The sequence below is a fragment of the Streptomyces sp. ITFR-16 genome (assembly GCF_031844705.1).
Taxonomy (GTDB): domain Bacteria; phylum Actinomycetota; class Actinomycetes; order Streptomycetales; family Streptomycetaceae; genus Streptomyces.
In genome coordinates, this window is record NZ_CP134609.1 from 4,854,768 (window position 1) to 4,866,521 (window position 11,754).

8 protein-coding genes are annotated in these 11,754 nt (G+C 72.7%); 7 read left to right on the forward strand and 1 reads right to left on the reverse strand.

All coding sequences use genetic code 11. The features are described 5' to 3' along the window. The first annotated feature begins 21 nt into the window (after nt 1-21). Genes RLT58_RS21565 through RLT58_RS21575 form a run of 3 tightly spaced genes read left to right on the forward strand, consistent with a single transcriptional unit; the run spans nt 22 to nt 2,959 of the window. Nucleotides 22-1,140, forward strand: a complete 1,119-nt coding sequence (locus tag RLT58_RS21565; protein ID WP_399131661.1) for a resuscitation-promoting factor — start codon at nt 22-24, stop codon at nt 1,138-1,140. Between the two features lie 38 nt (nt 1,141-1,178). Further along, the gene (gene rsmA, locus RLT58_RS21570) at nt 1,179-2,069 is read left to right on the forward strand and encodes a 16S rRNA (adenine(1518)-N(6)/adenine(1519)-N(6))-dimethyltransferase RsmA (RefSeq protein WP_311312013.1); all 891 of its coding nucleotides are present in this window, start codon (nt 1,179-1,181) and stop codon (nt 2,067-2,069) included. Beyond that, nucleotides 2,066-2,959, forward strand: coding sequence for a 4-(cytidine 5'-diphospho)-2-C-methyl-D-erythritol kinase (locus RLT58_RS21575; protein ID WP_311312014.1), 894 nt, complete (start codon nt 2,066-2,068; stop codon nt 2,957-2,959). Before rsmA ends, RLT58_RS21575 begins: the two co-directional genes overlap by 4 nt. Before the next feature lie 13 nt (nt 2,960-2,972). Here the strand turns inward: RLT58_RS21575 and RLT58_RS21580 are convergent, their stop codons facing one another. Continuing rightward, complete coding sequence (locus RLT58_RS21580; protein WP_311312015.1) at nt 2,973-3,638, reverse strand: lipoprotein; 666 nt, start codon at nt 3,636-3,638, stop codon at nt 2,973-2,975. A 156-nt stretch (nt 3,639-3,794) separates the two neighbouring features. Between RLT58_RS21580 and RLT58_RS21585 the strand changes: the two genes are divergently transcribed. From RLT58_RS21585 to RLT58_RS21600, 4 genes are all read left to right on the forward strand, one after another. Further along, entirely contained in the window at nt 3,795-5,612 is a 1,818-nt protein-coding gene (locus RLT58_RS21585; RefSeq protein ID WP_311312016.1) for an ABC-F family ATP-binding cassette domain-containing protein, read from the forward strand. Between the two features lie 242 nt (nt 5,613-5,854). Beyond that, the gene (locus tag RLT58_RS21590; protein ID WP_311312017.1) at nt 5,855-7,600 is read left to right on the forward strand and encodes a BamB-related PQQ repeat family beta-propellar protein; all 1,746 of its coding nucleotides are present in this window, start codon (nt 5,855-5,857) and stop codon (nt 7,598-7,600) included. A 251-nt stretch (nt 7,601-7,851) separates the two neighbouring features. Then, nucleotides 7,852-9,711 carry a BamB-related PQQ repeat family beta-propellar protein gene (locus RLT58_RS21595; protein ID WP_311312018.1) on the forward strand — a complete coding sequence of 620 codons (1,860 nt, stop codon included), beginning with the start codon at nt 7,852-7,854 and terminating at the stop codon, nt 9,709-9,711. 116 nt (nt 9,712-9,827) lie between these two features. After that, the gene (locus RLT58_RS21600; protein ID WP_311312019.1) at nt 9,828-11,639 is read left to right on the forward strand and encodes a BamB-related PQQ repeat family beta-propellar protein; all 1,812 of its coding nucleotides are present in this window, start codon (nt 9,828-9,830) and stop codon (nt 11,637-11,639) included. Nucleotides 11,640-11,754: the final 115 nt, after the last annotated feature.

Genomic DNA, 11,754 nt, shown 5'->3' on the forward strand with positions numbered 1-11,754 from the left:
GTACGGACCTTCTGGAGCGTCGTGAGCAATTCGCAGGGCAGTCACCGCGCGGTACGCGGCAGGGGCCGCACGGCGGTCGCCGCCGCCCCCGCCGCCGTCCCGGCACCGTCCCCCGTACCGCCGCACGAGGCGCTGACGCTCGGCGCCCGCCCGCTGCACCCGCCGACCGCCGTGGACCTCCCGGCGCCGGGACCCGCCGACCGGGCCGCCACGCTCGCCGCGCTCACCGTGCCCGCCCCCGGCGGCCGGGCCGGGGCGCGGCGGGCCGCACGGCGCCGACGGGTGCCCGTGCGCCCCGAGAACCTGCGCCGGCTGGTCCCGCAGGCCCTCGTCGTCGCGTTCCTGGCGGGCGGCACCACCGCGTTCGTCGCCGACGACAAGGCCGTGGTGCTGGACATCGACGGGGAGGCGCGCACCCTGCACACCTTCGCGGACGACGTCGGTGAACTCCTCGCCGAACAGGGCATCGACGCCGACGGGCCCGCGACGGTCACCCCGGCCCCGGACCGCGCGCTCGGCCACGGCGACCGGGTCACCGTCCGCAGCAGCCGCCCGGTCACGCTCACGCTCGACGGGGTGCGGCGCCGGGTCTGGACCTCCGAGCACACCGTCGGCGCCGCGCTGCGCCGGCTCGGGGTGCGGGCCGACGGGGCGTACCTCTCCGTCTCGCGGGCCGCGCCGATCGGCCGCACCGGACTCGCCCTGGACGTGCGCACCGAGCGCACCGTGACCGTGATGGCCGACGGCCGCGAGCACACCGTCCGCACCAACGCCGCGACCGTCCGCGAGGCCGTCGCCCGCGCCGGAGTCACCCTGCGCGGCGAGGACACCACCTCGGTCGACCCGGAGAACTTCCCGCGCGAGGGCCAGACGCTCTCGGTGCTCCGCATCACGACCACCCGCCTGGTGCGCGAGGAGCCGCTGCCGTACACCGTGGAACGCTCCGGGGACGCCGCGCTGGCCGCCGGGACCGAGCGGGTCGAGCGCGAGGGGCGGGACGGCGCGTGCCGGGTGCTGTACGCCGTGCGCACCGTCAACGGCGTCCGCCAGGCCCCCAGGGTGCTGGCCGCCGAGGTGGTACGGGAACCGGTCAGCCGGGTCGTGAAGGCGGGCACGGGCCCCCGTGACGCCGCGCGCTGATCCACGGGGGACCACGGCACAGCCCTTACGCTTAACGGGTGAGCACCACAGAGCCCGACGCCCTCCTGGGCCCCGCAGACATCCGCGAGCTGGCCGCGACGCTGGGCGTACGCCCCACCAAGCAGCGCGGCCAGAACTTCGTCATCGACGCCAACACGGTCCGCCGGATCGTGCGGACGGCGGAGGTACGGCCGCAGGACGTGGTGGTCGAGATCGGTCCCGGGCTCGGCTCGCTGACCCTGGCGCTGCTCGAGGCGGCCGACCGGGTCGTCGCCGTCGAGATCGACGACGTGCTCGCGGGCGCCCTGCCGGCCACCGTCGCCGCGCGGATGCCGGAGCGCGCCGACCGGTTCGCGCTGGTCCACTCCGACGCGATGCTCGTAAGGGAACTGCCGGGCCCGCCGCCCACCGCGCTGGTCGCCAACCTTCCGTACAACGTCGCCGTGCCCGTCCTGCTCACCATGCTCGACCGCTTCCCGAGCATCGAGCGCACCCTCGTCATGGTGCAGGCCGAGGTCGCCGACCGGCTGGCCGCCCGGCCGGGCAACAAGGTCTACGGCGTGCCCTCCGTCAAGGCCAACTGGTACACCGACGTCAAGCGCGCCGGCTCCATCGGCCGCAAGGTCTTCTGGCCCGCGCCCAACGTGGACTCCGGGCTCGTCTCGCTGGTCCGCCGCAGCGCGCCCGTGGCGACCACCGCGAGCAAGGCCGAGGTCTTCGCGGTCGTCGACGCCGCCTTCGCCCAGCGCCGCAAGACGCTGCGGGCGGCCCTGGCCGGCTGGGCGGGCTCCGCGCCCGCCGCCGAGGCCGCGCTCGTCGCCGCCGGAGTCTCCCCGCAGGCCCGCGGCGAGGCACTCACCGTCGAGGAGTTCGCCGCCATCGCCGAGCACAGGCCCGCCGAGCACAAGCCCGCCGGGAGCGCCGCGTGAGCGTCACCGTCCGGGTCCCGGCCAAGGTCAACGTCCAGCTCGCGGTCGGCGCCGCCCGCCCCGACGGCTTCCACGACCTCGCCAACGTCTTCCTCGCCGTCGGCCTGTACGACGAGGTCACCGTCACCCCCGCCGACGGGCTGCGGATCACCTGCTCCGGGCCGGACGCGGCCCAGGTCCCGCTGGACGCCTCCAACCTGGCGGCCCGCGCCGCGCTCGCCCTGGCCGCGCGGTACGGCATCGCCCCCGATGTCCACCTCCACATCGACAAGGACATCCCCGTCGCCGGCGGCATGGCCGGCGGCAGCGCGGACGGGGCCGGCGCCCTGCTGGCCTGCGACGCGCTCTGGTCGACCGGCGCGAGCCGCGAGGAACTGCTCGGCATCTGCGCCGAGCTGGGCAGCGACGTCCCGTTCAGCCTGGTCGGCGGCGCGGCCCTCGGCACCGGGCGCGGCGAGCGGCTGACCCCGGTCGAGGTCGGCGGCACCTTCCACTGGGTGTTCGCGGTCGCCGACGGCGGCCTGTCCACCCCGGCCGTCTACGGCGAGTTCGACCGGCTCACGGCCGGGACCCGGGTCCCCGGGCCCGTCGCGTCCGAACGCCTCCTGGACGCGCTGCGCACCGGCGACGCACAGGCCCTGGCCGGCGCGCTGAGCAACGACCTCCAGGCCCCGGCGCTCTCGCTGCGCCCCTCGCTGGCGGACACCCTCGCGGCGGGCACCGGCGCGGGAGCCCTGGCCGCACTGGTCTCGGGCTCCGGGCCGACCACCGCCTTCCTCACCGAGGACGAGGCGTCGGCCCGCAAGGTCGCCGACGCCCTGACCGCCTCGGGCACCTGCCGCACCGCCCGCACGGCGGTGTCCCCGGCACCGGGCGCCACGCTCCGCTGACCGGGGCGGCCGGTCAGCGGAGGCGGACGGTGCGCTTCGCCAGCTCGTACGCCGGGAGCATCGCCCTGTGCTCCTGCGCGTCCAGCCCGCCGAGGTGCACCACGACCGGCCCCCGAGGGGTGGCGACGGCGAAGGCGCGGGCCGGGCGGGACTCGTCCATCAGCTTGCTGTGGAGCGTGTAGGAGACCTCGGTCACCGCCGGTTTCCCGTCCGCGGCCTGCGTGTACGTGACCTTCGAGGCGTTCTCGTCGGCCTTCACGAACCCCTCCAGCGCCCGGCGCGGCGTACCGGCCCCCGCCCCGCCCTGCCACACCCGCAGGAAGCCGAGGTGCCCCGCGGGCTTGGCGTCGATCTCGCAGACCATGCTCACCGGGCCCTGGGTGGACAGCTCGGACAGCTCGGCCGGCCCGGCCGGCTCCGAGTCCGGGCCGACCGGCTCGACGGCCTCCGCCCTCCAGTGCTCCGCGAGGTCGAAGACCACGGGCAGCTCGCACCCGGAGCCGGCCCCGCCGACGGCGCCGCCCTTCGCGGCCGTCTTCGCGCCGCTCCCCGCCTCGGCGCTCCCGGTCGCCCTCGCCGCCTCCGTGCCGTCCCCGCCGGACCCGGACGAGCAGCCGGCCAGCGCGAGCGCGGCCAGCAGCACGGGCACCGGCCCGCGCACCGTACGACGACCTGTCATGACGTTCCCCACCCCTGTGCCCCCGCCCCGATACCCCCGGCCCGCCCCCGGGCCTTGATCATTCCGGGCAAGGTACCCCACGGGGGTGACCGTGCTGAGGGCCGCGTCGTGGCGACTACGCTGAAGGTCAGAGTTTTCCTTCGAGCTGGAGCGTTCGTGGCCGTCAACCTCGTCAATGTCGAGCAGGTCAGCAAGGTCTACGGGACCCGTGCCCTGCTCGACGGTGTGTCCCTCGGTGTGTCGGAGGGCGACCGGATCGGTGTCGTCGGCCGCAACGGCGACGGCAAGACGACCCTCATCCGGATGCTCGCCAAGCTGGAGGACGCGGACACCGGCCGTGTCACCCACAACGGCGGACTGCGTCTCGGCGTCCTGACCCAGCACGACTCCCTCGACCCGAAGGCGACCATCCGCCACGAGGTCATCGGGGATCTCGCCGACCACGAGTGGGCGGGCAGCGCCAAGATCCGCGACGTGCTGACCGGCCTGTTCGGCGGCCTCGGGCTGCCCGGCTTCGAGCACGGCCTCGACACGGTCATCGCCCCCCTCTCCGGCGGTGAGCGCCGCCGGATCGCGCTGGCGAAGCTGCTCATCGCCGAGCAGGACCTGATCGTCCTCGACGAGCCGACCAACCACCTCGACGTCGAGGGCATCTCCTGGCTGGCCGGCCATCTGCGTGCCCGCCGCTCGGCGCTGGTCTGCGTCACCCACGACCGCTGGTTCCTCGACCAGGTCTGCACCCGCATGTGGGACGTCCAGCGCGGCACGGTCCACGAGTACGAGGGCGGCTACAGCGACTACGTCTTCGCCCGGGCCGAGCGGGAGCGGATCGCCGCGACCGAGGAGTCCAAGCGGCAGAACCTGATGCGCAAGGAGCTGGCCTGGCTGCGGCGCGGCGCCCCCGCCCGTACGTCCAAGCCGCGCTACCGCATCGAGGCGGCCAACGAGCTGATCGCCGACGTGCCGCCGCCGCGCGACACCAGCGAGCTGATGAAGTTCGCCAACGCCCGGCTCGGCAAGACCGTCTTCGACCTGGAGGACGTGACCGTCCAGGCCGGTCCCAAGACGCTGCTGACCCATCTGACCTGGCAGCTCGGCCCCGGCGACCGGGTCGGTCTGGTCGGGGTCAACGGCGCGGGCAAGACCTCGCTGCTGCGGGCGCTGGCCGAGGCGGCCCGTACGCAGGGCGACGCGCAGCCCGAGGCCGGGAAGATCGTCGTCGGCAAGACCGTCAGGCTCGCCTACCTCTCCCAGGAGGTCGCCGAGCTCAACCCGAACCTCCGGGTGCTGGAGGCGGTGCAGCAGGTCCGCGACCGGGTGGACCTCGGCAAGGGCCGGGAGATGACCGCGGGCCAGCTCTGCGAGCAGTTCGGCTTCTCCAAGGAGAAGCAGTGGACCCCGGTCGGCGACCTGTCCGGCGGTGAGCGGCGCCGGCTCCAGATCCTGCGGCTGCTGATGGACGAGCCGAACGTCCTCTTCCTCGACGAGCCCACCAACGACCTCGACATCGAGACCCTGACCCAGCTGGAGGACCTGCTCGACGGCTGGCCCGGGTCGATGATCGTGATCTCCCACGACCGGTTCTTCATCGAGCGGACCACGGACCGGGTGATGGCGCTCCTCGGCGACAAGTCGCTGCGGATGCTGCCGCGCGGCATCGACGAGTACCTGGAGCGCAGGCAGCGGCAGGCCGAGACGGCCGTGCCCGCCGCCGCGCCCTCGGCGGGCGCCCCGGCCGCCGCGTCGGCCCCGGCGGTCTCGCCGCAGGCCGCGCGCGCCGCCAAGAAGGAGCTGCAGAAGGTCGAGCGGCAGCTGGAGAAGATGTCGACCCGTGAGACCTCGCTGCACGCCCAGATCGCGGAGAACGCCACGGACTTCGAGAAGGTCGCGAAGCTGGACGCCGAGCTGCGTGAACTCGTCGCGGAGCGCGATGTGCTGGAGATGCGCTGGCTCGAACTGGCCGAGGACGCCTGACCGTTCGGCCTTCGCCCGCGCAACCCTGCAACGGGTGTGGCTGAAGGGGCCTGTGGGGCGGGTGGTAGAAAGAAGCCCTGCCCGGTGCGGCGCTCGACCGCGCCGCACCACAGGTCACAACGGAACAGGGGGACGGGCCGATGAGCCAGCCGCCCGGACAGCAGCAGCCGCCGCAGGGCGGGTTCGGAGCACCGTACGATCCGCCGCCGGCAACGCAACCGCAACCGGGAGCGCAGCCAGGGGTGCCTCAGCAGCCGGGCGCGCAGCCGCAGCCGGCCGGCCCGTACGGCCCGCCCCCGCAGCAGCGGCCCGGCCCGTACCACCCGCCCGCCCAGGCCCCCGGCCCGTACGGCGCACCCGCCCCCGGCCCCTACAACGCGCCTGCCCAGCCCGGCCCTTACGGGCAGCAGCCGGGCTACGGCTATCCGCCGCAGGGCTACGGCTACCCGGCCCCGCCGCACCAGCAGCCGACGCAGCCGCAGTACGCCGCGCCGCCGCCGGGCGGACCGGGCGGCGGGGGGTTCTTCCGGGGCACGACCCGCAAGGTGCTGGGCGCCGCGCTCGCCGTGGTCCTGCTGGCCGGCGCGGGCATCTGGTTCCTCACGAGCGGGGACAAGGGCGGCAAGCCCGAGGCCGGTCCGACCCACACGAGTGCGCCGCCGACCGTCTCGCCGTCGCCGACCAGGAGCAAGGTCAAGCCGGACTACAACCCCACGCTCGGCCCCGACGCCGAGGCCCGGAAGATCAACGCCGCGGTCAAGCCCGGTGAGGCGAAGGTCCAGTGGCTCCAGGAAGTCGGCGTGGACCTGCCGGGCCGGGGCGCCGATGTCTTCGGGCCCTGGTTCGTGGGCGACACCGTCGCGAAGGCCATGTACCACACGGTCTCCGGCTACTCGGCCGGTGACGGCTCCCTCAAGTGGAGCGTCCGGCTGCCCACCAGGATGTGCGCGGCGCCCTCGCGGCCCACCGCCGACGGGAAGATCGTCCTGGGCATCCTGCACGACACCAGCAGCAGCGCTGCCTGCGACACCCTGCAGATGATCGACCTGCGGACGGGCAAGGCGGGCTGGCGCAAGGCGGTCGTCCGAAAGGGCGTCTGGGACGAGCTGTCGGACCTGGCGATGTCCATCAACGGCTCCACCGTGACCGTCGGCCGCACCAGCAGGACCGACGCCTTCCGGGTCGGCGACGGCAAGCCGCTGTTCGGCAAGCAGCCCGGCGCGTGCCAGCCGTACGCCTTCGCCAGCGGACCCGAGGGGATCGCCGCGACCAGCTGTCTGGTCAAGGACGACTACAAGGAGTACCGCCTGGAGCGGCGGGATCCCGCCACCGGCAAGCTGCGGTGGTCCTACAAGGTCAAGAAGGACTGGCAGGTCGAGCACGTCTACTCGACCAGCCCCCTGATCGTCGCCTCGCTGAAGCAGCCGGACAAGTGGGGCATCCTGGTGCTCAACGCCGACGGCACCTACCGCACCCAGCTCTCCGGCGGCGGGGACGACCTCGTGCATCCCCGGTGCGTGGAGCTCGCCAGCCTCGCCACCAACCTCGACGACTGCGTGGGAGTGACCGCGGACGCGACCACCTTCTACATGCCGACCAGCAACGTCTGGGAGAAGGGCGAGAGCCAGGACATCCCCAGGAACACGGTCGTCGCCTTCGACCTGACCACCGGCAAGCCCCGCTGGACGGCCAAGTCCGCGCTCGGCCACCCCCTCACCCCGCTGCGGACGGAGGGCGGCAAGGTGCTGCTGTACGCCGCCGCGAGCAAGAGCGAGGGCGGCGGCATCGCCTCCCTCCCGTCCACCGGCGGCACCCCGTCCATGGTGCTGCGGCACCCGGCGTCGGGCGCCAAGGTGGAGCGCGGCTTCATCGAGCCACGCATCGACTACGTGAACGGACGCAGCTACCTCGCGCTGACGAGCATCGGCGGCGGCATCAGTGACGGGGACGAAGTGGTGACGCGCTGCCTGGTGGCCTACGGGACCTGACGGACCGTGGGCATAACGGCGGCATTACGGGGCGGTCCTCCCTTGGGAACAGGGGAGGACCGAACCGGATCCGGCCATGGGGCGGGTGGTAGAAAGAAGCCCCGCTCGACTGACGTAACACTGCGGGATCCATGCCCGATTCGCTCCATTTCGCTGGTAATTCAGGCGGTCGTGACCGACTGCCGGACGCTCCGGCGGAATCGCGGGGGAGTCCGGAACGGGCACCGGACCGCACGAAGGGGGACGCGCTGATGACCCAGCCGCCCAGCCAGCAACCGCCGCAGGGAGGCTTCGGCGCTCCGCAGGAGCCGCCGCACGGGGTCCCGCAGCCGCCCCAGGGCCCGCCGCAGACGCCGCCGCCGCCCGCCCAGCCGCCTGCCGCTCCGCAGACCCCGCCGCCCACCCAGCCGGGGTACGGCTACCCGCAGCAGCCCGGCCCCTACGACAAGCCGCAGCAGCCGGGCCCGTACGGCCAGCAGCCCGGCCCCTACGGCCAGCAGCCGCCGCAGCCCGGTCCGTACGCCCAGCAGCCCGGACCCTACGGCCAGCCGCAGCAGCCGGGTCCCTACGGCCAGCAGCCGCAGCCCGGTTACGGCTACCCGCAGCAGCAGTACCCCGGGGCCCCGGTTCCCCCGGGCCCCGGCGGCGGTGGCGGTCCCTTCAAGGGCAAGCCCGCCGTGATCATCTCGGCGGCGGTCGCCGCGCTCCTGGTCGTCGGCGGCGGTGTCTTCCTGGCCACGCGCGGCGGGGACGACGAGAAGAAGCCCGTCGCGAAGGAGAGCAGCGGCGCCCCGACGCCGTCCGTCTCGCCCTCCGTCGACGAGGGCGACGGCAACGGCACCGGGCGCGAGGGCAGCGACGACCTCAACGGCGGGCGCAAGCCCGGCGAGGCGAAGGTCCTCTGGCTCCAGAAGAACGACATCGACCTGCCGCGCAACGGCTCGGACGTGTACGGCCCCTGGATCGTCGGCGACACGGTCGTCAAGGGCATGTACCGCTCGGTCTCCGGCTACGCGGTGGCCGACGGCAAGCAGAAGTGGACGCTGAAGCTGTCCACGGACATCTGCTCGGCCCCCTCGGCGCCCACCTCCGACGGCAAGATCGTCATCGCGGTGAAGAACGGCACCACCTCCAAGGCGGACTGCTCCGAACTCCAGCTGATCGACCTCAACACGGGGAAGGCGGGGTGGAAGAAGGAGGTCAAGAAGAGCGGGCTCTTCGACATGATGTCCGACCTCGCCCTCGCGATCAGCGGCGACACCGTGACGGTCGGCCGCACCGGCGGTTCCAACGCCTACCGGGTCAGCGACGGCAAGGAGCTGTTCGGCAAGCGCGACGGCACCTGCCAGCCGTTCGCCTTCGCGGGAGGCGCCAAGCTCATCGCCGCGACCAGCTGCCGCACCGACGACGTCGAGAACCCGCAGCACGAGATCGAAGAGGTCGACCCCACCACGGGCAAGCCCAAGTGGACCTACAAGCCGGCCCGCGGCTGGGAGGTCGACAACATCTACTCGGTGAGCCCGCTCATCGTGTCGCTGACCAAGGGCAGCAGCAGCAAGGACAAGAAGTGGAGCATCCTTGCGCTCCGGGAGAACGGCACGCTCCGCTCGCAGATCATCAGCGACAAGGGTGACAAGTTCCCGATGGGCTGCGGCAGCGCCTTCGCCATCTTCGGGAAGTCCGTCGACGGCTGCGACGGCGTCACGGCCGACGCCAACACCCTCTACATGCGGACGCAGGACGACACCAGCGGCTCGGCCCGCACCAACCAGGTCGTCGCGTTCAACCTGAACACCGGCCGGACGAAGTGGAAGGCCAAGTCGCCGGCCGAGCACACGATGAAGCCGCTGCGCATGGAGGGCGGCAACGTCCTGCTCTACGTGGACGCCGGCTACAGCAAGGGCGGCGGCATCGCCACCCTGGCGCCGACCGGCGGCACCCCGAAGATGCTGCTCCAGCACCCGGAGTCCACGTCGTCGATCGAGAGCTCGTTCTGGGACGAGAAGGTCCTGTACGCGGACGGCCGTTCGTTCATCGCGAGCGGGCGGGTCAGCGCGAGCAACGACAAGGAAGAGCTGGAGACGAAGACCATGATGGCCTTCGGCAAGTGAGGGCTCAGCACGGCACCTGAAGCAGTCCGGCCGGCCGCGGGACGGACAGCAGCCCCCGTCCGCGGCCGGCTCCGGCCCACCGACCGACCCCTTTCCCCCCAGAGGTACGCAACGCCATGACCCAGCCGCCCCAGCAGCCGCCCAACGATCCGCCCCAGGGCGGCTTCGGCGCCCCGCAGGACCCGCCGCCCGGCGGTTTCGGCGCACCCACCCCGCCGCCCGCCGACCAGCCGCCGACCCAGCCCGGTTACGGCTACCCGCAGCAGCCGCCCACGCAGCCGGGTTACGGCTTCCCGCAGCAGCCGCCGACCCAGCCGGGTTACGGCTTCCCGCAGCAGCCGCCCACGCAGCCGGGTTACGGCTTCCCGCAGGGCCAGCCGCCCCAGCAGCAGGGCTACGGCTACCCGACCACCCCGATGCAGCAGCCGTACCAGCCGCAGCAGCCGGGCGGGAACGGGCCGAAGAAGTTCTCCACCCAGGCGCAGATCATCGTCGCCGCGGTGGTCGCCGTGGCACTGATCGTCGGCGGCGGCATCTGGTACGCCTCCAGCGGCGGCGACGACGACGGCAAGAAGAACGAGGCGTCCTCCTCCGGTACCTCCGGTGAGGGCAAGGGCGGCAAGGGCGAGAAGGAGGGCGGCGCCGGCGGCGGCGGCAAGGAGAAGGTCCCGGCGAACGTCGAGTCCTCGGTCGCCTTCCAGCTCCCGCAGCCCAAGGTCACCGACGTCACCACGGTCGCCGGGTCCTGGATCACCGACAAGGCGTACGTGAAGACGGGCGTCAACGAGGTCGTCGGCTACGACCAGGCCAAGGGCACCAAGCTCTGGTCCATCCCGATGCCCGGCCAGGTCTGCGCCGCCTCCCGGTTCATGAGCAAGGACTTCAAGACGGCCGTCGCCTTCGAGGACGGCAAGCGCAGCAAGAGCAACAAGTACCCCACCTGCAACCACGTGGGCGCCCTGGACCTCAACACGGGCAAGCTCATCTGGAACAAGCAGGTCACCTCGACCAACAGCGGTGACCGCCCGGTCCGCTTCGACGAGATCACCCTCAGCGGCACCACGGTCGCGGCCGGCGGCACCGACGGCGGCGCGGCGTTCGACCTGGAGACCGGCGCCGAGCGCTGGAAGCCGAAGGTCAGCACCGACGGCTGCTACGACAAGGGGTACGGCGGCGGCGAGGCACTCGCGGTGGTCCGCAAGTGCGGTTCGTACGACGACCCGCAGCTGACCATCCAGGCGCTGAACCCGACCACGGGCGCCCCGATCTCCTCGTACAAGATGCCGGCCGGCGTCGAGTACGCGAGCATCGTCTCCACCAAGCCGCTGGTCGTGGCCGCAGACGTCGGCGAAACCGCCGGTGACGGCAGCGGGATCTCGGACTTCTTCTCGATCGACGCGGCCACCGGCAAGCTGCTGGTCCGCATCCCCGCGGACGCGGAGAAGTACGCGGCCAACTGCGGTTCCACCGAGGTCGAGAGCTGCCAGCACCTCGCCGTGGGCAACAACCGGATCTACCTGCCCACCGAGGAGCACGAGGGCACGGCGGACTACGGGGACACCAACGAGATCGTCTCGTTCGACCTCACCACGGGCAAGCCGACCAGTGACCGCGCGGACGCCGGCGAGCGCTACTCGATGTTCCCGCTGCGCATGGACGGCAACAACATCATCGCGTACAAGGAGCCCCCGTACGACAAGGGCGGCGAGATCGTCTCCATCGACGGCAGCACCTTCAAGCAGACCGTGCTGATGCGCAACCCCGGTGACGAGTCGATCCGTGACGCGGAGACCAGCTTCTCCTCGGACTACGCCGAATTCCGTTACGCCAACGGCCGGTTCTACATCTCCGAGACGATGGTCAGCAAGCCCCGCGAGAGTTCGCTGGGCGACAAGGAGTACCTCGTCGTGGCGTTCGGCACCAGCTGATCCCTGACGGCACACGCGGGGGCGGAGCCGGTCCGGCTCCGCCCCCGCGCGCGTAAAAACGCCACCCGTCCCGGTACTTCTGCCCGGCAAGGGGCCCGCAGCCTCGAACAAGCGT

Excerpts from the sequence above, each read along its gene's own strand:
- RLT58_RS21600 (WP_311312019.1), top strand. The coding sequence starts at position 9,828 with ATGACCCAGCCGCCCCAGCAGCCGCCCAACGATCCGCCCCAGGGCGGC.
- RLT58_RS21595 (WP_311312018.1), top strand. The coding sequence starts at position 7,852 with ATGACCCAGCCGCCCAGCCAGCAACCGCCGCAGGGAGGCTTCGGCGCT.
- RLT58_RS21580 (WP_311312015.1), bottom strand. The coding sequence starts at position 3,638 with ATGACAGGTCGTCGTACGGTGCGCGGGCCGGTGCCCGTGCTGCTGGCC.